At 39.9% G+C, this 24,076-nt stretch carries 20 protein-coding genes and 5 pseudogenes; 16 read left to right on the top strand and 9 right to left on the bottom strand.

The genetic code is table 11. The features are described 5' to 3' along the window. The first annotated feature begins 33 nt into the window (after window positions 1-33). The gene (gene grxD, locus B0183_RS02795; protein ID WP_010786031.1) at window positions 34-360 is read left to right on the top strand and encodes a Grx4 family monothiol glutaredoxin; all 327 of its coding nucleotides are present in this window, start codon (window positions 34-36) and stop codon (window positions 358-360) included. 289 nt (window positions 361-649) lie between these two features. Continuing rightward, on the top strand, window positions 650-2,917 hold the full coding sequence (locus tag B0183_RS02790) for an NADP-dependent malic enzyme (protein ID WP_010786032.1): 2,268 nt from the start codon (window positions 650-652) through the stop codon (window positions 2,915-2,917). A gap of 79 nt (window positions 2,918-2,996) precedes the next feature. Here the strand turns inward: B0183_RS02790 and B0183_RS02785 are convergent, their stop codons facing one another. After that, complete coding sequence (locus B0183_RS02785) at window positions 2,997-3,179, bottom strand: YnbE family lipoprotein (protein ID WP_035520889.1); 183 nt, start codon at window positions 3,177-3,179, stop codon at window positions 2,997-2,999. 36 nt (window positions 3,180-3,215) lie between these two features. After that, on the bottom strand, window positions 3,216-3,605 hold the full coding sequence (locus tag B0183_RS02780; protein ID WP_021118680.1) for a helix-turn-helix domain-containing protein: 390 nt from the start codon (window positions 3,603-3,605) through the stop codon (window positions 3,216-3,218). Between the two features lie 147 nt (window positions 3,606-3,752). Between B0183_RS02780 and B0183_RS02775 the strand changes: the two genes are divergently transcribed. Next, on the top strand, window positions 3,753-4,910 hold the full coding sequence (locus tag B0183_RS02775) for a factor H binding protein domain-containing protein (protein WP_042905745.1): 1,158 nt from the start codon (window positions 3,753-3,755) through the stop codon (window positions 4,908-4,910). 36 nt (window positions 4,911-4,946) lie between these two features. Here B0183_RS02775 and B0183_RS02770 read toward each other — a convergent pair whose 3' ends face one another. Together B0183_RS02770 and B0183_RS02765 are read right to left on the bottom strand one after the other, a co-directional pair. Further along, window positions 4,947-5,261, bottom strand: coding sequence for a helix-turn-helix domain-containing protein (locus B0183_RS02770; protein ID WP_026916793.1), 315 nt, complete (start codon window positions 5,259-5,261; stop codon window positions 4,947-4,949). After that, window positions 5,209-5,445 (bottom strand): type II toxin-antitoxin system RelE/ParE family toxin, encoded by a 237-nt coding sequence (locus B0183_RS02765; RefSeq protein WP_021119428.1) that lies wholly within the window; start codon window positions 5,443-5,445, stop codon window positions 5,209-5,211. The genes B0183_RS02770 and B0183_RS02765 overlap by 53 nt, the downstream gene beginning before the upstream one ends. 70 nt (window positions 5,446-5,515) lie before the next feature. Here B0183_RS02765 and B0183_RS02760 point away from each other — a divergent pair, with 70 nt between their 5' ends. After that, window positions 5,516-6,916 (top strand): surface lipoprotein assembly modifier, encoded by a 1,401-nt coding sequence (locus tag B0183_RS02760; protein WP_043896754.1) that lies wholly within the window; start codon window positions 5,516-5,518, stop codon window positions 6,914-6,916. 50 nt (window positions 6,917-6,966) lie between these two features. Here the strand turns inward: B0183_RS02760 and B0183_RS02755 are convergent, their stop codons facing one another. Further along, window positions 6,967-9,684 carry a YdbH family protein gene (locus tag B0183_RS02755; protein WP_078208292.1) on the bottom strand — a complete coding sequence of 906 codons (2,718 nt, stop codon included), beginning with the start codon at window positions 9,682-9,684 and terminating at the stop codon, window positions 6,967-6,969. Beyond that, on the bottom strand, window positions 9,685-10,509 hold the full coding sequence (locus B0183_RS02750) for a hypothetical protein (RefSeq protein WP_021118675.1): 825 nt from the start codon (window positions 10,507-10,509) through the stop codon (window positions 9,685-9,687). A gap of 80 nt (window positions 10,510-10,589) precedes the next feature. On the opposite strand from B0183_RS02750, the pseudogene gloA reads away from it, so the two are divergent. Together gloA and rnt are read left to right on the top strand one after the other, a co-directional pair. Further along, window positions 10,590-10,994, top strand: a pseudogene (gloA, locus tag B0183_RS02745) (lactoylglutathione lyase). Next, window positions 10,994-11,644, top strand: coding sequence for a ribonuclease T (rnt, locus tag B0183_RS02740; RefSeq protein WP_016528323.1), 651 nt, complete (start codon window positions 10,994-10,996; stop codon window positions 11,642-11,644). Before gloA ends, rnt begins: the two are co-directional and overlap by 1 nt. A 59-nt stretch (window positions 11,645-11,703) precedes the next feature. Here the strand turns inward: rnt and tdeA are convergent, their stop codons facing one another. Further along, window positions 11,704-13,092: a toxin/drug exporter TdeA gene (gene tdeA / locus B0183_RS02735; protein WP_078208291.1), complete on the bottom strand. Its 1,389-nt coding sequence runs from the start codon at window positions 13,090-13,092 to the stop codon at window positions 11,704-11,706. 186 nt (window positions 13,093-13,278) lie between these two features. Here tdeA and B0183_RS02730 point away from each other — a divergent pair, with 186 nt between their 5' ends. The 4 genes and pseudogenes from B0183_RS02730 to B0183_RS02715 all read left to right on the top strand — a co-directional run bounded on the left by B0183_RS02730 (window position 13,279) and on the right by B0183_RS02715 (window position 15,944). Then, a complete protein-coding gene (locus B0183_RS02730; protein WP_078208290.1) occupies window positions 13,279-14,286 on the top strand; it encodes an iron ABC transporter substrate-binding protein in 1,008 nt (335 codons plus the stop codon). Between the two features lie 13 nt (window positions 14,287-14,299). Then, window positions 14,300-14,704, top strand: a pseudogene (locus B0183_RS13160) (iron chelate uptake ABC transporter family permease subunit); the annotation flags it as partial. Then, window positions 14,699-15,456, top strand: a pseudogene (locus tag B0183_RS12465) (ABC transporter ATP-binding protein). The pseudogenes B0183_RS13160 and B0183_RS12465, both read left to right, overlap by 6 nt. Window position 15,457: 1 nt before the next feature. Beyond that, window positions 15,458-15,944: pseudogene (locus tag B0183_RS02715) on the top strand (hypothetical protein). 145 nt (window positions 15,945-16,089) lie between these two features. Here the strand turns inward: B0183_RS02715 and rffA are convergent. Next, window positions 16,090-17,229, bottom strand: a complete 1,140-nt coding sequence (rffA, locus tag B0183_RS02710) for a dTDP-4-amino-4,6-dideoxygalactose transaminase (protein WP_412459325.1) — start codon at window positions 17,227-17,229, stop codon at window positions 16,090-16,092. Further along, window positions 17,226-17,897: a dTDP-4-amino-4,6-dideoxy-D-galactose acyltransferase gene (gene rffC / locus B0183_RS02705; protein WP_005710432.1), complete on the bottom strand. Its 672-nt coding sequence runs from the start codon at window positions 17,895-17,897 to the stop codon at window positions 17,226-17,228. Before rffC ends, rffA begins: the two co-directional genes overlap by 4 nt. A gap of 245 nt (window positions 17,898-18,142) precedes the next feature. Between rffC and hflK the strand changes: the two genes are divergently transcribed. From hflK to B0183_RS02675, 6 genes and pseudogenes are all read left to right on the top strand, one after another. Beyond that, window positions 18,143-19,357, top strand: a complete 1,215-nt coding sequence (gene hflK / locus B0183_RS02700; protein WP_021118670.1) for an FtsH protease activity modulator HflK — start codon at window positions 18,143-18,145, stop codon at window positions 19,355-19,357. Window positions 19,358-19,359: 2 nt separating this feature from the next. After that, window positions 19,360-20,247: a protease modulator HflC gene (gene hflC, locus B0183_RS02695; protein WP_021111697.1), complete on the top strand. Its 888-nt coding sequence runs from the start codon at window positions 19,360-19,362 to the stop codon at window positions 20,245-20,247. A 283-nt stretch (window positions 20,248-20,530) separates the two neighbouring features. Further along, window positions 20,531-21,829 (top strand): adenylosuccinate synthase, encoded by a 1,299-nt coding sequence (purA, locus tag B0183_RS02690; protein WP_021114545.1) that lies wholly within the window; start codon window positions 20,531-20,533, stop codon window positions 21,827-21,829. Between the two features lie 164 nt (window positions 21,830-21,993). Beyond that, entirely contained in the window at window positions 21,994-23,211 is a 1,218-nt protein-coding gene (fabB, locus tag B0183_RS02685; protein WP_021114544.1) for a beta-ketoacyl-ACP synthase I, read from the top strand. Between the two features lie 76 nt (window positions 23,212-23,287). Further along, window positions 23,288-23,662 (top strand): cytochrome b562, encoded by a 375-nt coding sequence (locus B0183_RS02680; protein ID WP_021111694.1) that lies wholly within the window; start codon window positions 23,288-23,290, stop codon window positions 23,660-23,662. Between the two features lie 120 nt (window positions 23,663-23,782). Continuing rightward, a pseudogene (locus B0183_RS02675) lies at window positions 23,783-24,076 on the top strand (transposase); the annotation flags it as partial.

The following is a 24,076-nucleotide window of genomic DNA, read 5'->3' as shown; positions in this document are numbered from 1 at the left end:
GGTACATATTCTTATTGATCAATGAGGAAAAACATGGAAACTATAGAAAAAATCCAAAAACAAATCAGCGAGAATCCCATTCTTCTTTATATGAAAGGCTCTCCTAAATTCCCATCCTGTGGCTTTTCTGCTCGTGCTTCAGAAGCTATTGTAAATTGCCAAGTTCCATTTGGGTATGTTGATGTTTTATCGAATCCAGATATTCGAGCTGAATTACCAAAATACGCAAATTGGCCAACATTTCCTCAATTATGGGTAGATGGAGAATTAATTGGTGGTTGTGATATTGTTCTCGAAATGTTCCAAAAAGGTGAATTGCAGACCTTGTTGAAAGATACTGCAAAAAAATATTCTCTATAGCGTCTAACAATCACATTATTTTGCAGAGCTTGTTGTATAAAACAGCTCTGCCCTCAATTAACTTCTTGATTTTCTTTCAATTACTGATCATAGTATCGCTCTATAATACTTATTTCAAATAATACTTAATTTTGGCATCATGATTAAACGTCTCATTTAATTAGAGATTATTCCTTTCTATACTTTTTAATTATTTGTTAAAAAATTAGAGCTATATCACAATATTCCTCCCAAAATTTAGGTAGAATACTGATGATTTCATTTATTCAATTGTATAAAGGACACAACTATGGATGACAAATCTCAATTACGCCAAGCAGCACTTGATTTCCACGAATTTCCTATCCCTGGTAAAATTGAAGTTACCCCGACTAAATCCCTCGCAACGCAACGTGATCTTGCATTAGCTTATTCGCCAGGGGTTGCTGAGCCGTGTTTAGAAATTGAAAAAGACCCAGCGGCTGCCTATCGTTATACTTCAAAAGGTAACTTAGTTGCCGTGATTTCAAACGGAACTGCCGTGTTAGGTTTAGGCAATATCGGTGCATTAGCAGGTAAGCCTGTGATGGAAGGGAAGGGCGTTCTGTTTAAGAAATTTGCAGGAATTGATGTATTTGACATCGAAATTAATGAGAAAGATCCTGAAAAATTAGTTGAAATTATCGCTTCTCTTGAACCTACCTTTGGTGGTATCAATCTTGAAGATATTAAAGCACCAGAATGTTTTTATATCGAACAAAAATTGCGTGAACGATTGAACATTCCTGTATTCCACGATGATCAGCACGGTACTGCAATTATCAGTGCGGCAGCAGTGATTAATGCGTTGCGTATTGTGGATAAAAAAATTGAAGAGGTGCGTTTAGTTGCATCAGGTGCAGGGGCGGCTTCTATTGCTTGCTTGAACTTGCTTGTATCCTTAGGTATGAAGCGTGAAAATATCGTTGTCTGCGACTCAAAAGGGGTGATCTATAAAGATCGTGACGATCGTATGGACGACACCAAGAAACATTATGCGATTGATGATAATGGCTGGCGGACATTAGGCGATGCGATGCCAAATGCAGATATTTTCTTAGGCTGTTCTGCAGCGGGTGCTTTAACGCAGGATATGGTTAGAACAATGGCGGCTCACCCGATTATCTTAGCATTAGCTAATCCAAATCCAGAAATTACACCGCCGGAAGCGAAAGCTGCTCGTCCAGATGCGATTGTTTGTACAGGTCGTTCAGACTATCCAAACCAAGTTAATAACGTACTTTGTTTCCCATTCATTTTCCGTGGTGCTTTAGACGTAGGGGCAACAACGATCAATGAAGAGATGAAACGTGCGGCGGTTTATGCGATTGCTGATTTAGCCCTTGCAGAGCAAAATGAGGTGGTCACTTCTGCCTATGGTGGAGAGGGGACAACCTTTGGTGCGGATTATATTATCCCACGTCCATTTGACCCTCGTTTAATTGTACGCATTGCCCCAGCAGTTGCAAAAGCAGCGATGGAATCAGGTGTTGCTACTCGCCCGATTACGGATTGGGAAGCCTACCACGAGAAATTAACTCAGTTTGTCTATAAAACCAACCTCTTTATGAAGCCGATTTTCAGCCAAGCAAAAGCAGAGAAAAAACGTATCGTGCTTGCAGAAGGGGAAGAGGACAAAGTATTACACGCGACACAAGAAGTGGTTTCTATGGGCTTGGCATATCCAGTCTTAATTGGACGTACGGAAATTATTAAAGCCAAAATCAAAAAATTGGGGCTACATATCGTTGCAGGGCAAGATTTTGATGTTATTGATAATGAACATAACAGCCAACACGATGAGTTATGGAAACGTTATTACAGCATAATGAAACGCAAAGGGATTACCGAAGCGATAGCTAAACGTGTTGTAACCTCAAATACAACAGTCATTGCTTCATTGCTCGTTGAAATGGGTTATGCTGATGGATTAGTGTGTGGCTTGTTTGGCACATATAGTCGCCATTTAGAAGCTATTCGTGACATTATTGGTGTAAAAGAAAGCGTAAAAGTACCCGCTGCATTAAACAGTTTGGTTTTACCGACAGGAAACGTTTTTATTACTGATACCTATGTTAATGCAGATCCAACGGCGGAAGAACTCGCTGAAATTACCTTAATGGCAGCAAGAGAAATTCGTCGTTTTGGTATTGAGCCTGCGGTGGCACTACTTTCACACTCTAATTTTGGTTCATCAAATATGCTAGGCGCACCAAAAATGCGTAAAGTGTTAGAGATTGTGAGAGAGCGTGATCCTGCGTTAATGATTGATGGTGAAATGCACGGTGATTTAGCCTTATCGGAAAAATTACGCCGTGATTATATGCCAGATAGCCCATTAAAAGGTTCGGCAAATTTACTTATAATGCCAAATATGGAGGCTGCTCGTATCAGCTATAACCTATTAAGAGCGACGACAACAGCAATTACCGTAGGACCTATCCTATTAGGTATGAATAAATCAGCACATATTCTTAACCCAGTGTCTTCTGTTCGCCGTATCATTAATATGGTGGCGTTCGCGGCAGTGAAGGCTTAGTAAAAATGAAATGAGCGTGATTTTTCACGCTCATTTACTTCTTATTCCTCAAGTATTTTTCTAAAATTGTTTTTGATAATTACGGCTGCCTTGTTTTTATAATCGCTTTGGATTCTTTATCCATGGTAACTTCAATTTTATGATCTACAACCACATTCATATTAATCGTAATACCTTCAGGTGGTGTTTCAAGTTGCACTTTGGGAGTGCAAGCGGTCAAATTTAAGCAAAAAATTGTAAAAAGTGAGTATATAGCTTTCATTCTTAGAAGGGATTTGATTTATTAGGTTTATCTTATTTAATCATCTTTTTTCTTTAACAATGAAATAATCTCTTTCAAAGCAATGATTTCTTCATTTTTCTGAGCCAACATCTCGTCTTTATGGGCAATAGTGAGTTTTAGTTTTTCAATTTCGGCAGTGAGATTTTCAGGATTTCCATAATAGTTAGTATTATTAGCGTGTTCATTCATTAAAAAGAGAACGCCTTTTCCCTCACAATTCATCAACTCCAACACATCAATATTAAAAATTTGAGCGATTTGTTCGAGTTTATGCAAATTGAGCTTAGTTTCACCACGTTCAATTTTAGCGTAACCGTTGGTGGACATATTCATTTTTTCAGCCATTTCTTCCTGTGACCACTGGTTCATTTCACGCACCATACGGATTTTCTCATTTACACTCACAAATCATTCCTCTCTTTCTTTTTCCACCCACAAATTGAGTGGATTTTCCACACAGTTTGTTGTTAGCAGAATGTAAAGCCTGCTTTTAGAATAGTTCGTATTTTACACATATTTTCATTAAATAACACATTAAAATAAGGACTTTCTATGCGTTTGTCAGTTAAAACAGCAGCAATGGCGATTTTAGTTTCATTAGGTGTAACAGCTTGTAGCTCAGGCGGTGGTGGCGGTGGCTCATCTGCACCGGCTAATAACCCCGAACAAGCAAAGCAAATTGAAGCCTTGAAAAAACAGGTGGAAGCAGAGCAACAAGCGGTTAAATCTGCGCAGGATAATGCAAACCAAGCTTCTGAAAAAGTAAAAGCAAGTGAAGCAGCTAAAGCAAAGGCGGAGGCTGAATTGGCAAAAGCACTGCAAGCTTTAAAAGATGCTGAAAATGCAACTGCAGAAGAAAAAGCGAAAGCTCAATCGGCTGCAGATAAAGCGGCTAAAGATTTAGCTGAAGCTCAAGACAAAATTGCGTCATTGGAAGAAGAATTAGCTCCTATAAGAGCCGAAGCAGAAAGAAAACGCTTAGAAGCGGAAGAAGAAGCTAAAAAATGGGCATTTTTAACCCAAAGTGGAGAATGGCGACATATAGCAAGAGGTGATGGTTTAAAAGGATATGCCGAACATGCTTATATTGATGGAAAAGCATGGTATCTTGACCCAATCGGGGCATCTGAGAGCTTAGTTTTACAAAATGGGATTGATTTTAATAAAAATACAATATCCAATAATGTTCAGATTTTACCTGTATATGCAAGCCGCCAATCAATTTCTGGCGAAAAACAGACATTCCAAGTTGCTAATGTTCATTTTATTAACCAAGAATACTCTACTTATTTAAATTGGTCTTATTCCGATAATATAAATGATGATGATCTGAGAAGATCAGCAGGTTATGTCGCTTTGCCGACATCTCAAAATTCAGAATATATTAAAACCCCTGTAATCGCAACTTATCAAGGTAAAGCATTAGGAATAGAAAACTATAATATAGATACAAAAAATGTATATGAAGGAGAATTTTCTTTAATTGCAGATTTTAAAAATGAAAGTGTCAAAGGGAATATAGCCAATCTAAATGGTAAAAATTATGTCTTGGAAAAGGGAAATATAAATATTTCAGATCAAGGAAATCTTATTTTCTCTGGAAAAGTAGATAATAACCTAGATTATAAAGGTGTTTTTTCTGGACCTAATGCAGAAGAAGTCGTTGGAACCGCTGGGACAGATATTAGCTTTGGTGGCAAACGCCAATAATCAATCGTAAGGGCGGGGATCATCCCCACCTAAAATCTAAGCTATTGCAGAAATGCCTTTATGTTGTACTAAAGAAAGCAGTTTCAGTGCAGCACCACTTGGTTTTTTTACACCTCGTTCCCATTCGGAAACAAGATTGCTACTTACATTTAAGTAGTGAGCAAAAACAGCTTGAGAAAAATTTTCTTTCTCTCTGATTTCTCGGATCTCGTTGGGAGCGAGCGTTTTGACTGGCGTTAAACAACGTTTATCAAAACTCCGCATTGTTGTTTTATCAACCAAACCAACGTCGTGTAAATCACTCATCAATTCGTGGATCGCCGCATTTGCTGGGCTGTTGTATTGGCTCATTGGATACCTCTATAAATGCTTTGCCATCAAGGGATTTGGGTAAACGCTGTTTGATAACGCCAGAACCTAAATCGGCATCAATCAGACCATTTTCAATGTCGTTAATGGCATTTCTTAACGTATCGTTTGAAATACGTTCTTTACGGGCAAATTTATCAAAATGTTTAGATTTAAAAATTCTCATTAAATTTATACCGCTATCATCTTTAGCGTGATAGTAAAAAATAAACAGAAAAAGTCAATAAATCTATCTTATGAAAAAACTCCTACCCCTTACCCTTTTTATCCCCCTAGTAGCAAACGCTACTCCCGAATTGGAAATCAAATCCGCCGAGCCAACATTACCAGTACAAGCGGTTATTTTTTCAGAAAAATCGGCAAATAATGGGGAAATCACTTTAACCCAAGAGCTGATCAGTAAGCCCGAACTTACTCGTCAAATGTTAAATCGGGCGATTGATAGCCGACAATTTCATTTATTGCCTGAGCTGGTTCGGATTTATCAACAAACGCCCAATCCCGATTTGATACTGATCGATTATGCTAACGGCATTATTTTGGCAAGTCAGGGGGACTATAAAACAGCAATCGATCTCTATCGTGGCATTATTGCGAAGCACCCTAATTTTCAGCCTGTGCGTTTTCGTTTAGCACAAATGTTGTTTGAAGATCGGCAAAACGAAGCCTCACTTGCACAATTTCGTAAGCTACAAGCGGACGGATTGCCTCCACAAATTGCAAATGGGGTGGAACAATATATTGCTGCCATTCAGAAACGTTCAGACTGGTCATTCGATTTTGGTGTGAATTATTTGCACGAAAGCAATGTTAATAATGCCTCAAGCTCGCCTTATGTTCGAGTGGGGAATGTGCCGTTTAAGAAAACGGAAGAATCATTACCGCAATCAGCAAATGGGTTGAGCTACCATCTGAATTTGGCTAAGAATTGGAATGTTAGCGGATCCCATTATCTACATTTTGAGAACCAATTTAGTGGAAAATCCTATTGGGATAATCATCAATTTGACGATCAGCAAAACCGTTCAAGTCTTGGCTATCAATATCAAAATGCTCAAAGTCGTCTTGCTTTTTTGCCTTATTATGAAATGCGTTGGTATGGTAATCATCGCTATAATCACGGCTATGGCGTTCGGGGAGAAGTAGAGCATTGGCTTACATCACAATGGCAGCTTTCTACGGCTGGCGAAATGGGCAAGCTCAAACATCGGGGCGAAAATCAGCTTGCAGATAGCACAACATTATTTGGTTCTGCTACGCTACTCTATGCCTTTGATGCGAAAAGTTATCTCTATGGTGGTGTAGATTTGTTGCGAGATCGGACGTTAGAACGTTCTTTAGCCTCAAAACGTTATACAGGGCGAATTGGTTGGGGGCAAGAATGGTGGGGCGGAATTTCCAGCCGTATTCAGCTCAGTTATGGCAAACGTGAATTTGACCAAGCTCACCGCATTTTTAATCAGATACGCAAAGATAGAGAGTTAGGTTTGAATGTTACACTTTGGCATCGTAACCTGCATTTTTGGGGAATTACACCGAAAATCAGCTATCAATATCAGCGAGTGAACTCAAATTTAGTGGATCTTTATTCGTATAAACGAAATCGAGTTTATTTGAGTTTTGAGAAAAGTTTCTAGTAAATAAGTGGCTTAGATAATTCTGAGCCTTTAGCATGTACTGAGTGCGGTTATTGTTTATCTAATTGTTTATAGATTGAGTGCTCAATATTCTGCTCAAACTGAGAACCGTAGTTAATCAATTTCCACAGGTCGAACATATTCTCTTTATGGTTATAATTCAAATTGACTTTCGCTTGTTTATGCTCAGTCAATCTAGAATGGATTTTAGCTGATAAATCCATATCGCCTTTACTGTCTAAATTCACCGTTGCGGTGAAATCGTCAATCTCACTTTTATTGACCATATAAGCCAAAATCTGTTCCGTATAGCCCCCTTGTTTAATCGCTTCAAGCAATTCAGGGGTAAATTTTAGGTAAGATCTATCCGCTTGTGTCAATGTTCCATTGCAGATGTAGCAAGGTTTACCCGACAGCCAAAACGGAAAGATACCGTTGAATTTGCCAGTTAAATCCAGTTGGTGATACTGTGCCAATTCTAAAATGCGTTCAAAACGAATATCAAACAGCTTTAAATAAGCGATTTTCGTTTGTGGCAGGGCAAAGTGTTCGATATTTAAACGTCCATCAAGCAAATTTAAACTTAACTCTCGTAAAAACAGAGGCTTACGTTTAGTGTAAGGTAAGTGTCCTTGAATTTTTACTTTGACATTGGTTATCGGAATACCCATATTCACTTCATCAATATTCACATCAAGGGCTTTTTTCACACCAATATCTACTTCGCCCTGTTTGTATTGATAAGGGAGTGAGAAATCAATGCCCTTGATCTCACCGTTTGGTAGAGAAACCGCACCGTTGCGAATAGCAAAATGCCCGCCAGCCATCAGCCCACGAGCTGCATTCGCACTAAATGACGTTTCACCTTTGATGGTACCGTTTGTGATGACCCATTGGTTTCTAAAAGGAAAAAGGCTTTGGAATACATTTGCAGGTTGCTCTGACCAATATAGCTTACCGATTAAATCACTGGCATTATTGGTTAATTTTCGGCGAGCAAAGAGTTTAATCGGTCCTAATTGATTAGCGGTAACATCACCCCTAAAGTTAAGATTTTCCACTTCGCCGTAAAAATTTAAGTGTGCCGTTGGCTTTTCTAAAGTGCCACCATAGGCAAAATTAATCTGCGGAGAAAAGAGTTTTATTCCCCCAGTGAGATGAAATTTATCGTAATCAAAGTTAATCGGCTCATTCAAAACCAGCTCTGTTTTGGGAATGGATACCCCATTTTTACCAATCTGTTCCAGACTACCTTTAAATTCAGATAGTTGCACCAAATCTTTATGCCACACACCACGCCCAGACACCGCAAGCGGTCGGTTTAAGGCTTTTATTTGCGAACTGCCCCAAAAACGCCAATTCCATTGATCTTTCACCGCTTTTTTATCGGTTGGATCTTGGAAAAAGTGTAATGATCCCGCTTTGAAATTGTTGGCATAACCGTCCAACCGCATTTCAATATTTTTAAAGTCAGGGCTTTCTCCACGGAAAATCGCTTGCAATCGACCATGAATGCCCTGCTTATCTACCCGTACGCCAGCAAGGGGAAAACGCAAATCGTTGATGGTAAGAAAGCGTTCAGTCCCAGTTAGACGTAACAAAGCACCTTGCAAAAAGCGTAAGGTGAGATCATCAAATTTTCCCCTTACATCTAAAGGAATAGTGCTATATAAAATATGCTCACCTTGTTTGATATTACCTGTAATTTGTAGTGGCAAAATCAAACTGTCTTGCTGAATTTCCCCTTGTGGACTACTGATCACAACATTGCCTTTCCCTTTGGCATTTTGAGTAAGTAAGCTGATACGCACCGCCGTTTTTATCGGATAAAGCTCATCTAAGGAAAAACGGTTAGGACTAATCGTAGTTGTCAGATATGCATTGAGCGGAAAATCATTTGAGAGTTGCCAATCAATTTTCCCTTTTTCAATCGTCAGGCTTTGCGTATCAAAATGAAACGGCAAGTTGAACTGATTTTCAGGTGTTATGGCGGAATTTAACTGCCAATTTCCGTGAAGTTGTTGATTTTGTTTATACCAGTTGAGCGTTGAATGTCCTTGTTGCAAACTTGGTTCCGCAATCAAGGCTTCAGGCAAATGCCACTGATAATCCAAGCTAAGTTGCTCGGGCAATGCTAGAAAATGTTCATCTAACTGAGCAGAAAGTGTTACGTGATGTTGCTCATCATTATTTGGTTGATAGCTAAGTTGTGTGGTGAGTTGCTGATTTGCAAAATTTGCGTCAAATGTGACCGCTTGTTGCTTAATGTAAGCGGTCAGTTTTTGCTGAAAAAATGCAAATTTAATTTCACTTGGTGATTGCAGTAATCCCTTCAAACGTTCGTGCATTTCGTTGGGAAGATTTTTCCACGCCAAAGATTTGATTTCTATGTTACCTTCTGGCAGTAACGCAAGGATCGTTTTAATGGTTTCTGTGGGATCGGTTTGGCTTTTTTCCGATTTAGGAAAAAGAGATACGCAGGCGTAATCAACAGTCGCTTGATTAAGACGAATAGATTGTTCATCAAGCCATTGCACCGAAAGGCTCTCTGCCGAAATAATCGGACAATGTTGATAGTAAATAGTAAATTGTGGCAGGATTGCTTTTTCTAAATGTGGCTCAATACCATAGGGTGTTTCTATTTTCCAGCCCGTTGGCAATACAAGATTAATCGCAGAAGCTAATTGAGAGCCTGAAAGCAACGATGCACCGCCAGCCATTAAAATGGCAAGTACCGCACCGATAATCAATAGGCTTCTGCGTAACATTTAGAGAATATTTGTTAATGGATAAAGCATTGCAAGGAAGGTAGCGACCGTCCAAGCGGTTGGATTTTTGATGTTTTTTCCCTGTTTGCCGAGTAGCAACCAAGCTAACATCATCAAAATCACAAACTGAACCCCAAAGAAGATAAAGTAAGGATAAATCACCATCTCAGGCATAATCGCAAGTTGTTGATATAACACGAAAATCACCCAAACATAGTTGATGATTAATACCATAAGTGCTAACAATACCAACAGTTTTAAAAAGCCTTCCAAACGGCTTTTCGCTAGCATTAAATACCAACCGCTTAATAAAATACCGAGTAAAATCTGGGCAAAATTATTGGCTCTAATCCAGTTAAACAGCGACGGTACTTCATACCAATAAATCAGCAAATATTGCAGCATACCAATGGCGGTGATGCCTAAGCCACAATAAATTACCGTACGATAAATCTCTTTATCTTTAGGTAATTTCCAATAGATAAACGGCAGAATAACAGAAGCAAATCCAGCGACTAATGCAGGCGAATGCTTCGGGGTAAAGACAAGAGAATAGAGAAAATTACCCACCGCAAAGACCAAGAACCAAGGCAGAATAGCCGTTAAACGCCCTTTTTGCCCTGGGCAAATTTGCCCTTTCCACAGCACCACGAAGCTAATCAAACAAACGCTAAAAAAGGTGAGCAGATAAGGCGAAACAAAGATTGCATTTTGTGGTGCAAAATAGTGATTGAGTGACATTTCAATCAATAACATCGTCACCAACGGCAAAATAGCGTGCGTGGCGATTTCTAATTTAGAAGGTGTATCGTGATCGTGAGCCATAGTTTCAATTCAAAAATGATTTTAGGGCGAGATTATGCCATAATATTGGCACTTTTTTCTATTTTTAAGAGGATTTTACGATGCGAATTTTACATACAATGTTGCGAGTAGGAAACCTAGAACGTTCTATCAAATTTTACACAGAAGTGCTTGGTATGCGTTTATTACGCACCAGCGAGAATGAGCAATAAAAATATACCCTTGCATTTTTAGGCTATGCAGATGAAAGCGAAAGTGCCGTGCTTGAGCTGACGTATAACTGGGGAGTTGAGAGCTATGAATTAGGCACTGCCTACGGACACATCGCTATCGGTGTAGATGATATTTACGCAACGGTTGAAGCGGTTCGTCAAGCAGGTGGAAAGGTCACTCGTGAGGCTGGTCCTGTGTTAGGTGGTAGAACCGTGATTGCGTTTGTAGAAGATCCTGACGGTTACAAAATCGAATTTATCGCCAACAAAGATGCACAAAAGGCGTTAGGTTAATGGCTGAAACAGAAGCAACCAATTACAATCTATTGAAAAATCGCTTTCGTGGCTATCTTCCTGTTGTGGTTGATGTCGAAACGGGGGGATTAAATGCTCAAACGGACGCATTGTTAGAAATTGCGGCGATTACGCTAAAAATGGACGACGATGGCTATTTGCATTTAGATGAAAAATTTCATCGCCACGTTAAACCTTTTGAAAATGCCAATATCAATCCAGAGGCATTAAAAGTAAATGGAATTGATGTAGATAATGCAGAGCGTGGTGCTGTGCCAGAAGATGTTGCCATTACCGAGATGTTTAAAATGGTACGCAAAGCGGTAAAAGACAACGGCTGCCAACGTGCTGTGATTGTGGCACACAATGCGACTTTTGATCAGGCATTTCTACAAGCGGCGGTAAAACGCATTAATGCCAAACGAGATCCGTTCCACCCTTTTGCAATGTTTGATACTGCAACCTTGGCTGGTTTTATGTATGGACAAACGGTCTTAGTCAAAGCCTGCCAAATGGCACAAATTCCTTTTGACGGCAAACAAGCCCATTCTGCCTTGTACGATACGGAACGCACTGCAGAGCTGTTTTGTGCAATGGTGAATAAGTTGAAGGATTTGGGTGGGTTTCCCGATTTAAAGGCTAGAATGTAGTAAAAGGTGAGAAATTAGAGGCGCAGCTTAATTTCTCACTGCTATTATACTTAAATATACTATTTGCGATATTTCCCAGCCATTGCCTGATAAATGGCATTCTCATTTTTGAGCAGGGTGTATTTATTTTCAAGCAATGAAAGTTCTGAGCTACGTTCGGTGTTCATTGCACTTAGCCATTCACGCAATTCAGAGATACCTTGATCGTAGCGGTTTTTATAATATCCGCTGATTTTTCTATCGTACTCATATTTTTTCTGTAAATTCGCATAGCCACTTTTTGACAGTTGGTAAGTGGAATAGTAGGTGTCGATTTCATTTAATGCGGTTGTTACTGTCTGTTCATAGTTCAATTTAGCCAGCTTATAACCCTCTTCTGAAATCTTAATGTTATTTTGTACTCTGTTCCAATCTAAGAACGGCAAATCAAAAGACACCACGCCACCAGCAACAAGGTTATCTGACGTATTGTTAAACTTCGTTGAACTTCCTGTTAGGCTTCCCCCTAATGTGACTGTCGGGAACCAGCTATTTTCAGTTGCGGTGAGGTTTTTAAATGCCCCTTGTAAACGTTTTAGGCTTGCCAGTACATCTGGACGATTAGCAATGGTTGAAACAGGAACATTCACATCAACATCTTGTAATTTAACCTTAAGAATACTTGGATAATTGACTACAAGCGGTTCGTTTGGTTTTAAATTTAGCAAATTACGCAAAACTTGTTCACTTGATTTTTGAGCTGATTGTAAGTTGATTAAGGCATTTTGTGCAGAAAGCACCGCTTGCATTGATTGATCTACGCTAAGTTGGTCGATTAATCCCTGTTTGAATTTGTTGCTTAAAATGTGGTTGATCTGCTCATAGCTTTTCACGCTCTGCTGCGTAATGCGGATCGCATCTTGATAATAGGCAAGATTGTAATAGCTACTTACAACGGCATTAATTAGGGATAATCTCGCCGCTTGTAAATCTTCTTGGGTTGCTTTATGTTCCCACTCTGCCGCACTTGCGGTATCTCTTAAACGCCCCCATAAATCAAGGGTATAACTTAGGTTCAAGCCAATTTGATGACCAATACTTGATGTTCCTGTCGAGTTTAGGTTACTGCTAGATCCAACCCCTTTGGAAGCAGAAGATTTTTCCGAAGCGGTGAAAGTCGGAACTAAATTTGCACCCACTAAGTTTGCGTTATATAAGGCTTTATTCACAGAAATAGCTGTTTTTGCCAAATTGATATTATTGGCAAGTGCCGTTTCAACTAAGCGGTTAAGCTGAGTATCATTATAGCCTAACCACCATTGCTCATTGATTTGATATTGTTTGGTAATATCTTGATATTGTTGATAATCTTGCTGTGCTTTTTGTAGAGAGCCATCGTTGCTCATATTGGTACAAGCTGAAAGTACCAGTGCAGAAAGTAATGTAAAAGTAAGTTTTGACACTTTCATTAAAAATTCCTTGATTAAAAAATAATGGGGCGTATTTTAAAGAAAACGCCCCATTTCGACTAGCTCTAAACTGAACGATCATTCATTTTTTGCAAAAATTTACATAATGTATTGACTTGTTGATCAATCTCCATCGTTATATAATTTTAAATATAATGATTTTATCTTAATCACAGGTGCTAGATTATGAAAAAATTTCTTTCTGCATTCGTTTTGTTGGCGTTTGTGACAAGTGGTGTGTCTGCCAATGAGCAGCCGATCAGTACCCATTTGGGCGATTTACCCAAAGCTGAGCGTGTACAAAAAATTATCAGTGCAGGTAATCCAAGTGATGTTGTGTTACTTGCTGTTGCCCCTGAAAAATTAGCCGGGTTTGCCAGCTTCAAAATGCAATCGACATCAGGCAAATTATTCCCTGAAACGTTACAGAAATTAGAAACGCTAGGGAGAGTTTCGGGCAAAAATAGTAGTTTATCGCCTGAAAAAATCGTAGCGTTATCCCCTGACTTGATTGTCGATGTGGGTAATGTGTCACCAAACTATCTTGATCAAGCAAAGAAAACTCAAGCTCATACTCAAGTGTCTTATGTTTTATTGGACGGTAAACTTGAACGTACCCCGGAATTGTTGCGTGAATTAGATAAAATTGTGGGGCAGACGAAACAGGCTGAAACCTTGGCAAAATATGCGGAAGAAACCTTAAAACAAGCGGTTGGTTCTGCGAAAAATGTTGCAAAAACCGCTTATCTTGCACGAGGTGCCGACGGCTTGGAAACAGGCTTTAAAGGTTCAATCCATACGGAGGCGATGGAACTGGTCGGGTTGAAAAATGTGGTGGAAGGGGAACATAAAGGTTTGGCGAAAGTGTCAATGGAACAGCTTTTGCAATGGAACCCTGACATCATTTTTACGCAATTTCCTGAATTTTATCAAATGATTTGGGAAGCACCGCAATGGCAAGCACTAGATGCGGTGAAAAATAAGCAAGTCTATTTAATCCCACATCAACCTTTTGGTTGGTTAGACTCGCCACCAAGTTTAAATCGTTTGTTAGGTATGAAATGGCTACAACACCATTTGTCAGGCGGTGAACCGAAGGTATTTATTCCTGAGTTAAATACCTTTTACAAGTTGTTTTATCATATTGATTTAACTGACGCACAGGCTAACGAATTATTACCGAAAGGTAGATAAATGTTCGGTTGAGATGATCTCCAAACGGTCGCTACTGATATTGAGTTTGCTCTTATTACTGGCTATTTTGCTTTCGCTTAATCTCGGAAAGTATCCGATTTCGCCGACAGCACTGTGGCAAGCGGTCGTTTGTGCTTTCTCTGTTGAATGCGAAACCAACCAAGTTCAAACGGTGTTATGGCATATTCGAGTGCCACGGATTATTGTTGCTTGCTTAGTCGGAGCTGCACTAGCTTGTGCAGGGGCAACCTATCAGGGGATGTTTAAAAACCCGTTGGTTTCCCCCGATATTCTAGGCGTATCTGTAGGGGCTGGTTTTGGGGCTTCGTTGGCGATTTTTTGCAATTTGCCGATGTGGTATGTGCAACTTTTTGCATTTGTCGGCGGTATTAGTGCGGTATTGTTGGTAACTGTGATACTGGAAACGAAAAACCTAACGATTGGCTATGCCAGTCAGCCTTTGATCTCAGGGATCGATTTTCGTCTGGGAACAAATGACATCTGCTGTGTGTTAGGGGCAAATGGGGCAGGGAAAGTACCTTTTTACGCACGTTATTGGGTACTCAAGCAAAATTGCACGGGGAAATTTTCTTTGCAAACCAACCGCTTGTTACCTATTCACCACAACAGTTAGCCCAACAAATTGCCTATGTGCCGCAAGCGCATCAAAGTTTATTTCCCTTTACAGTTGAAGAGATGGTTTTAATGGGGCGTTCGGCTTATCTAAAATGGTATCAAAGCCCTAGCCATAAAGATAAACAACTTACTTTTAACGCATTGGAACAGCTAAATATTGTACATTTAGCTCAACGTTACTATCCACAATTAAGCGGTAGTGAGAAACAGTTAGTTTTGATAGCCAGAGCCATTGCACAGCAAGCCAAGATGTTGATTATGGACGAACCAACTTCAAGCCTTGATTTCGGTAATCAAATTCGTCTGCTGAACCAAATTAAACGACTACATCAACAAAATATGACGTTACTGATCACTACACATCACCCACAGCACGCCGATTACCTTGCAGATAGCGTTGTGATTTTAGATAAACAACATCAGCCAGCCTTTCAACAAGGGAAAAAAGCCGCTATGCTCACTCTTCATCAACTAGCCAAAACCTATCGTATAGATACGGCAAGTTTGGCTCAACATTTACCTTTTAAGGAATAACATGAATTCATTCTACGACATTGATTTTGCTCAACTTTATAAACAACATCTGATTGCATGTCGTTATCATGATGTTACCGCTGAGAAATGGGATAAGAAAGCGGTTAGATTTGCCGAAACTTTGTTGAAAAAGAGAACAGTTATACCCGTCAATTTCTAGATAAAATGAAGATTGAACCGACAGATAGTGTATTGGATATTGGCTCAGGACCGGGAACGCTTGCCATTCTCCTAGCCCGTTTATGCAAACAAGTTTACGCCTTTTATATCTATCTGTTAAACCGTCTTTATCAGCGTGGTATTCAGGCAGAACTGACTTTTTACAGGGAGAAACAGGGGGCTTGCAAGGGGAAACATACCAAGATCTGCAAAATGCCGTGGAGTTTTCGCTAGGGACATTAACCGAACTAGAACGACAAAAATTACAGGCTTTCTATCAGCAAAAACAGCAATCTCAACAAAAAATCAGCCACGATCAAGCCCGTTGAGCGTTTATTTCGTGGCAGGTGTAGAATATCGACAAATATAAGCGGTGTGATTTTGCAGAATTTTCTATATAACCTAATTGCGATGGTATAAAGAAAAAGTCTTCACCCTAGCTCAAATCCTGAGACATTCCTTTAAGAGAATATATCAGGCTTTCCAAAACAATATTGCCCTAATTACATGTTCAATACTTTCATTTTGCATATTAAAAAACAGTGGCAATCTCACTAACCGCTCGCTCTCTTTAGTCGTCCATTTGTCTTCTCCACAAAATCGGCCAAACTGCTGCCCTGCAGGGCTTGAATATAATGGCACATAATGGAAGACCGTCAAAATTCCTTTTGATTTCATTGCATTAACAAAATCCGTTCGCACCTTGAGATTTTGCCATTTTATATAAAACAGATGGGCATTTGCTTGGCACTCTTGGGGAATGTAGGGCAATTCCACAATCCCTTTCTCTGCCAAAGGCTGTAATGCGTCAAAATAACATTGCCAAATCATCTGCCGTTTTTGTTGGATTTGTTCTAACCCTTGTAACTGAGCATAAAGGTAAGCCGCTTGTATTTCTGACATTAAAAAACTTGAGCCGAGATCTCGCCAACTATACTTATCTACTTCGCCACGAAAAAATTGCTGACGATCTGTGCCTTTTTCTCGAATAATTTCAGCACGAGCGGTCAGTTCAGGCTGATTAATGACAATCGCCCCACCTTCTCCCCCTGCGGTGATATTTTTCGTTTCGTGGAAACTGTAACAGCCAATATGCCCAATCGTGCCAAGTGCTTTCCCTTTATAAAACGCATTAATCCCTTGAGCCGCATCTTCTACCACCCATAAGCGATATTTCTGTGCCAATGCCATAATGCTATCCATTTCACACGCCACACCCGCATAATGTACAGGGACAATTACCTTCGTTTTGGGGGTAATCGCTTGTTCTATCAAGGCTTCATCGATATTCATCGTATCCGGTCGAACATCTACAAACACGATTTTCGCCCCACGCAGTGCAAAGGCATTTGCCGTAGAAACAAAGGTATAGCTTGGCATAATCACTTCATCACCCGATTGAATATCAAGTAAAATCGCTGCCATTTCTAGCGCCGCCGTACAAGAAGGTGTCAGTAACACTTTATGTGCGTGAAACCGTTGTTCAAGCCATTGCTCACATAGACGGGTAAAGTGACCATCTCCAGATAGCTTATCTGAACAGATCGCTTGCTGGATATAATTTAGCTCTGTACCTAATACAGGCGGTTGGTTAAAAGGAATGTTTTGCATCATCGATAAAACCAATAATAAGTGCCGCTGATTTTTCCGTTTAAGCGTTGATAAAGCCGAATTGCAGCTAAATTGCTCAGCTGGGTGGTAATCACCATTTTCGTCGCTTGCTGACGTTTCGCCCAAGCGATCGCATTCATTAATAAGCGATAGCTAACCCCCTGCTTCCGCCATTTTTCTGCGACCGCCAACAAGCCAATATGTGCCGTAGTCTCTTTTACTCGAAGGGTAATCATCCCTTGTATTTCACCGCTTGTGGCTTCACTGAGTAAACAAATATCGTCAAATTCTCCCTTAACTGCATTTTTAATCCATTGCCAATAAAATCGACGATTTTCTAACAATGAAAACCAAGGCGAACGAAAACGCGTTTGTGAAAACAAATGCGAAAAGGGTTCAAGTTGAACCAAATCCTGTTCCGTTGCCACACGACAAGCGGTCAGTTCAGGTGAAAAATGTGCAAGATCATATTCAAAAACAATCTCACCTTCTACAAACTGAAAATCTTGCTGCTGCACCCAAGCTATTTCCGTTATTGCCCAGCTTGGCAATTTTGTTTGAATGAGAGAGAAATCAGCGAGAACTAAATCCGAGTTGCTCCCTTTACTAATAAGATCCAGATCAGCGATATTTCGACCAAAAAAATTAGAAAGCCAAAGGTGCTTATACATTTTTCCTCTCTTATTCATTAATTATCTTTCACATATTTAAACTAGGCTGATTTTAGTCATGTTTTTTCATTATATTGAATAGGAGCAAACATATATCCGATATTTTTTATTGTACGTTATATATTGCTAAGTGACGATAAAATAATTTACACATTCAATCTAGCCAAAAGTTTTGTAAATAGGTACAATCAAACGCTTGCATTTTATTAACATTTGCGAAGAAAAATTTAACTTTGGAGAACGTTATGTCGTGGAACGAATCAGGCAATCAGCAAGATCCTTGGGGTAAACCAGGGCAAAAAAAGCCTGAACAAAAACAACCATCGGGTCAAGAAAAAGAGCCGAATAAGCAATCAAATGAACAGCAACCACCTGATTTAGAGGAAGTTTTTAATAGCTTATTGAGAAAAATGGGTGGCGGTAAAGGCAATGGTTCAAACCAAAATAACCGTCCAGCTGTTTCTGCAGGAAAATTTTTACCTGTATTACTCGGCTTAGGCTTAGTTGTATGGGGAGCTTCAGGGTTTTATACCGTCCAAGAGGCAGAACGTGGTGTAGTTACTCGTTTCGGTAAATTACACGAAATTGTTTTACCTGGTCTAAACTGGAAACCAACTTTTATTGATAATGTAACGCCAGTGAATATTGAACGTGTGTTAGAACTGAGAACTAACGGCTCTATGCTTACCCAAGATGAAAATATGGTGTTGGTAGAAATGACCGTTCAATACCGTATTGAAGATCCAGCGAAATATCTCTTTAGCGTGACCAAACCTGATGATAGCTTGAAACAAGCGACTGACAGTGCATTGCGTTATGTGATCGGACATATGACAATGGACGATATTTTAACCACAGGGCGTGCGATTGTGCGTGAAAAAACGTGGAATGCCTTGCGTGATATTATCAAAAATTATGATATGGGATTATTGATCACCGATGTGAACTTCCAATATGCTCGTCCGCCTGAAGAAGTGAAAGCGGCATTTGATGATGCCATTAAAGCACAAGAAGATGAGCAGCGTTTAATTCGTGAAGCCGAAGCCTACGCAAGAGGGCAAGAGCCAATTGCTCGTGGTCAAGCACAACGTATTTTAGAGCAAGCAAATGCCTACAAAGAGCAAGTTGTGTTAAATGCTCGAGGTGAAGTACAACGCTTTACTCAATTATTGCCTGAATATAAAGCCGCACCAGAAGTCACTCGTGACCGCTTGTATATTCAAACAATGGAAAAAGTGATGAAAAATACACCGAAGTTAATGGTAGATAGCTCAAACGGCAATAATCTAACGGTGTTACCTATTGATAGATTGATGGCTAAATCAACGACAAATGAAGCGGTAAAAACACCATCATCACAACCTGTTATTCAACAACAGCCGCAACTTGCTCAACCTGTTAGCCCTGCTCAATTACCTGCAGTGGAACAGAATGAGCCTGTGCGTAAAGGGAGATTTTAAGAATGCGTAAGTTACTTTTACCTGTTTTAGCTGTTGTGACATTTATCCTTTTCCAATCGGTTATCGTAGTAAAAGAAGGTCAGCGTGGCATTATGTTACGTTTTAACAAAGTACATCGTGATGCCGATAATAAAGTGATTGTTTATAAACCAGGTTTACACTTTAAAGTGCCTGTTATCGATCAGCTAAAAACCTTAGATGCTCGTATTCAAACCCTTGATGGACAAGAGGATCGCTTTGTCACAGTCGAGAAAAAAGACTTGCTAGTGGACTCTTATGTGAAATGGAAAATCAGCGATTTTGGTCAATTTTATACTTCAACTGGTGGCGATACACAAAAAGCTTCAACCTTATTACAACGTAAAGTCAATGACCGTTTACGTTCTGAAATCGGTTCTCGTACCATTAAAGACATCGTTTCAGGTTCTCGTGGTGAACTGATGGCAGGAGCGCAAAAAGCCTTGAATGATGGCGAAGATGGTGCAGAACGATTAGGGATTGAAGTAGTTGATGTGCGTGTAAAACAGATCAACTTACCAAATGAAGTATCAGCCTCTATTTATCAACGTATGCAAGCTGAACGTGCCGCCGTTGCTCGTGAACACCGTTCACAAGGTGAAGAAAAAGCAGAATTTATTCGTGCTGATGTTGATAAAAAAGTGGTACTCATCTTAGCCAATGCAAATAAAACCGCTGAAGAACTAAAAGGTCAAGGTGATGCAGAAGCTGCTAAAATCTATGCTGAAGCATTTAAACAAGAACCTGAATTTTACAGTTTTGTGCGTAGTTTAAAGGCTTACGAAGAAAGTTTTGCTGCAGGCTCAAACAATATGATGTTGCTTAAACCAGACAGCGAATTTTTCCGCTTTATGAAAGCACCTACAAAATAGTTATATCAAAAGACCCGATAAAGCGGGTCTTTTTTATCTTTAAAATAGAAAGCTACAACGAGGTTGTAAAATTTTAGGTTGTTATATAACAGTTTATATTAGCCAAAATGTAGGGACACACTGAGTGTGTCCGCTCATAAAAGATCATGTTGAGGACACACTGAGTGTGTCCCTACAGTATGCCTGAAAGATTGAGGTTTAGCGTAACTGTAACAACCAAAAAAATCTAACCGCTTGTATGCTTTTGACATTCACTAAACCTAACTAAAAGAGGCAATTTATTATGGGTAAAAGTGTTGCAATCCTTGGAGCTCAATGGGGCGATGAAGGTAAAGGCAAAATCGTAGATTTATTAACGGATCGTGTGAAATATGTGGTTCGTTACCAAGGTGGACATAATGCAGGTCACACCTTAATTATCAACGGCGAAAAAACCGTACTTCGCCTTATTCCATCAGGTATTTTGCGTGAAAACGTGACCTGCTTAATCGGCAACGGTGTAGTCCTTTCTCCTGCGGCATTAATGCAAGAAATGGGCGAATTAGAGTCCCGTGGTATTAATGTGCGTGACCGTTTAAAAATCTCTGAGGCTTGCCCATTAATTCTGCCATATCACGTTGCAATGGATCACGCTCGTGAAGCGGCGTTAGGTAAAAACAAAATCGGCACAACAGGTCGCGGTATCGGTCCAGCTTACGAAGATAAAGTCTCTCGTCGTGGTCTGCGTGTCAGCGATCTATTCAACCGTGAAGCCTTTGCAGAAAAATTAAAAACTATTTTGGAATATTACAACTTCCAACTAGTTCACTACTACAAAGTTGAGCCTGTAGATTACCAAAAAACCTTAGATGACCTTTTTGCGGTGGCAGACATCATCACAGGTATGGTTGCAGATATTACAACCCTATTACACAAAGCACGAGCCAATGGCGACAATATCCTGTTTGAAGGTGCGCAAGGCACAATGTTAGACATTGACCACGGTACTTATCCATTTGTAACCAGTTCAAATACGACTGCTGGTGGTGTTGCAACGGGTTCTGGCTTCGGACCTCGCAATTTAGATTATGTATTAGGCATCATCAAAGCCTACTGTACTCGTGTGGGTTCAGGTCCGTTCACTACTGAACTTTTTGATGAAGTCGGTGCAGAAATTGCTCGTAAAGGTAACGAATTTGGTGCAGTCACAGGTCGCCCACGTCGTTGCGGTTGGTTCGATGCCGTTGCCGTTCGCCGTGCAATTCAAATTAACTCAATCTCAGGCTTCTGTATGACCAAATTAGACGTGCTTGATGGCTTTGAGGAATTAAAAATCTGTGTCGCATACAAATTACCAAATGGCGAAATCGTAGAATACTCACCGCTTGCGGCGGCAGACTGGGAAGGGGTTGAACCGATTTATGAAACCTTACCAGGTTGGAAAGAGAATACTTTCCGTGTAACTAAATTAGAAGATTTACCGCAAAATGCGATCAACTACATCAAACGCATTGAAGAAGTGTTAGGTGTACCAGTCGATATTCTTTCAACAGGCCCAGACCGTGTTGAAACAATGATTTTGCGTGATCCGTTTGCAGAGTAATTAGATTTTAACGATAACAATCTCCTAGTTTGTAGAAATTAGGGGATTTTTTGTATAAAACAGCTCGGATCTGACCGCTAGTTTACATTTATGTTGCGAACTTAGTGACAAAGTAGTGTAAAATAGCCAAGTTTTCGTGATTTATTATTCATAGAGGAAAAAGAATGAAAAGAGTCGTCATCACAGGTATCGGCATTATTTCGAGTATCGGTAATAACAAAGAAGAAGTATTAGCTTCATTAAAAGAAGGTAAATCAGGCATTGAATTTGTACCTAAATTTGCTGAAGTGGGTATGCGTAGCCAAGTTGCTGGAACAATTAAATTAAACCCTGCGGAATTAATTGACCGTAAAATTTATCGCTTTATGGGCGATGCAGCTGCTTATGCTTACCTTTCAATGAAAGAAGCAATTGAAGATGCTGGTTTAACCGAAGAGCAGGTATCTAATGATCGTACAGGTTTAATTATCGGTGCTGGTACAGGCTCTGCACATAGTCAATTAGTGGCTTGTGATGCAGTGCGTAGTCCTCGTGGTGTAAAAGCAATTGGCCCTTATGCCGTAACTAAAACAATGGCTTCAAGTGTATCTGCTTGCTTAGCAACCCCTTATAAAATTCGTGGTGTAAGCTACTCTATCAGCTCTGCTTGTGCAACCTCAGCACACTGTATCGGTCACGCAATGGAGTTAATCCAATTAGGCAAACAAGACGTGGTTTTCGCTGGCGGTGCAGAAGAGTTATCTTGGGAATGTGCAACGGAATTTGATGCAATGGGTGCAGTTTCAACCAAATACAACGAAACCCCAACTAAAGCTTCTCGTGCTTACGATGCCAACCGTGACGGCTTCGTCATCGCAGGTGGTGGTGCTGTTGTTGTGGTTGAAGAGCTTGAACACGCCCTTGCTCGTGGTGCAAAAATTTATGCGGAAATCGTAGGCTATGGTGCAACATCAGACGGTTACGATATGGTTGCCCCAAGTGGTGAAGGTGCGGAACGTTGTATGAAACAAGCGATGGCAACAGTTAAAGGCGAAATCGAATACATCAACGTACACGGTACATCAACACCAGTGGGTGATGTGAAAGAATTAGGCGCAATCAAAAATGTCTTTGGCGATAAAACCCCAGCGATTTCATCAACTAAATCAATGACCGGTCACTCATTAGGTGCAGCAGGTGCTCACGAAGCGATCTACTCGCTATTAATGTTAGATAACGATTTCATTGCACCAAGTATCAACATTGAAGAACCTGATGAACAAGCACAAGGTGTGAATATCGTAACAGAATGCCAAGACAAAGCGTTAACAACCGTAATGTCTAACAGTTTCGGCTTCGGCGGTACAAACGCTTGCTTAGTCTTCCAAAAATATCAAGGCTAGTCTTGCTTAATTTATGAAATCTGATATAAGGGCGTGGGAATTTTCCCACGTCTTTTTTATTTATTTGGAGTGAATAATGTTAAAGTTTAAACATTTATTATCTATTTTAGTATTAGCAATTTCGGCAAATGTAGTGGCAAGTGGTGTATCAATGGAAATGTTCCAAATGAAACGCCAAATTAACCTATTAACAAATGCCCAAACAGCTGAAGAATTTACGCAAAATGCAGATAAATTTATCGAAGTGTCTAAAAAAGCCCAAGCAACTATGCCAAACAGCTTAGATGGCGATCAAGAAAAATTCAAAGGCTATCAACAAGGTATGCAAGAAGTCATCGATGTTGTTGCTCAAGCAAAAAACTTAGCAAGTCAAGGTAATTTAACGGAAGCAAAAACAGTTATTGCGCGTTTAGATAGCTTAAGAAAACTGTATCATTCGGCATATAAATAAACGGACGAAAATGGTGTAATAGACAAATTTGTTGCAAAAAAGCAGCTTAAAAAAGTCTCTCCCACAATTTGTGTAAATACCTGTTTCTGAGATAATACATTCAGACACAGGTATTTTATTATGAACGAAAAACAACTTCACGCCTTGGCAGCGGAATTTGCCAAAAACCTAAAAACACCAGAAGACCTCAATCAATTTTCACGGATGCTCAAGAAAATCACCGTCGAGGCTGCGTTAAATGGTGAACTGACCGACCATCTTGGTTATGAAAAACATTAGTCTAGAAAAGGTAAAAATGCACGTAACGGTTACACATCTAAGACCGTCATTTGTGATGAAGGTGAGATAGAAATTGAGACGCCTCGTGACCGTGACGGCACCTTTGAACCGCAACTTATCAAGAAAAACCAAACC

The sequence above is a fragment of the Glaesserella parasuis genome (assembly GCF_002015085.1).
Lineage (GTDB): Bacteria > Pseudomonadota > Gammaproteobacteria > Enterobacterales > Pasteurellaceae > Glaesserella > Glaesserella parasuis.
This window is presented reverse-complemented; position numbering and strand designations above follow the sequence as displayed.

Excerpts from the sequence above, each read along its gene's own strand:
- fabB (WP_021114544.1), top strand. The coding sequence starts at position 21,994 with ATGAAAAGAGTCGTCATCACAGGTATCGGCATTATTTCGAGTATCGGT.
- B0183_RS02680 (WP_021111694.1), top strand. The coding sequence starts at position 23,288 with ATGTTAAAGTTTAAACATTTATTATCTATTTTAGTATTAGCAATTTCG.
- rnt (WP_016528323.1), top strand. The coding sequence starts at position 10,994 with ATGGCTGAAACAGAAGCAACCAATTACAATCTATTGAAAAATCGCTTT.
- tdeA (WP_078208291.1), bottom strand. The coding sequence starts at position 13,092 with ATGAAAGTGTCAAAACTTACTTTTACATTACTTTCTGCACTGGTACTT.
- purA (WP_021114545.1), top strand. The coding sequence starts at position 20,531 with ATGGGTAAAAGTGTTGCAATCCTTGGAGCTCAATGGGGCGATGAAGGT.
- rffC (WP_005710432.1), bottom strand. The coding sequence starts at position 17,897 with ATGTATAAGCACCTTTGGCTTTCTAATTTTTTTGGTCGAAATATCGCT.
- B0183_RS02760 (WP_043896754.1), top strand. The coding sequence starts at position 5,516 with ATGAAAAAACTCCTACCCCTTACCCTTTTTATCCCCCTAGTAGCAAAC.
- B0183_RS02790 (WP_010786032.1), top strand. The coding sequence starts at position 650 with ATGGATGACAAATCTCAATTACGCCAAGCAGCACTTGATTTCCACGAA.
- B0183_RS02730 (WP_078208290.1), top strand. The coding sequence starts at position 13,279 with ATGAAAAAATTTCTTTCTGCATTCGTTTTGTTGGCGTTTGTGACAAGT.
- B0183_RS02765 (WP_021119428.1), bottom strand. The coding sequence starts at position 5,445 with ATGAGAATTTTTAAATCTAAACATTTTGATAAATTTGCCCGTAAAGAA.
- hflK (WP_021118670.1), top strand. The coding sequence starts at position 18,143 with ATGTCGTGGAACGAATCAGGCAATCAGCAAGATCCTTGGGGTAAACCA.
- grxD (WP_010786031.1), top strand. The coding sequence starts at position 34 with ATGGAAACTATAGAAAAAATCCAAAAACAAATCAGCGAGAATCCCATT.
- B0183_RS02770 (WP_026916793.1), bottom strand. The coding sequence starts at position 5,261 with ATGAGCCAATACAACAGCCCAGCAAATGCGGCGATCCACGAATTGATG.
- B0183_RS02755 (WP_078208292.1), bottom strand. The coding sequence starts at position 9,684 with ATGTTACGCAGAAGCCTATTGATTATCGGTGCGGTACTTGCCATTTTA.
- B0183_RS02775 (WP_042905745.1), top strand. The coding sequence starts at position 3,753 with ATGCGTTTGTCAGTTAAAACAGCAGCAATGGCGATTTTAGTTTCATTA.
- B0183_RS02750 (WP_021118675.1), bottom strand. The coding sequence starts at position 10,509 with ATGGCTCACGATCACGATACACCTTCTAAATTAGAAATCGCCACGCAC.
- B0183_RS02785 (WP_035520889.1), bottom strand. The coding sequence starts at position 3,179 with ATGAAAGCTATATACTCACTTTTTACAATTTTTTGCTTAAATTTGACC.
- rffA (WP_412459325.1), bottom strand. The coding sequence starts at position 17,229 with ATGATGCAAAACATTCCTTTTAACCAACCGCCTGTATTAGGTACAGAG.
- hflC (WP_021111697.1), top strand. The coding sequence starts at position 19,360 with ATGCGTAAGTTACTTTTACCTGTTTTAGCTGTTGTGACATTTATCCTT.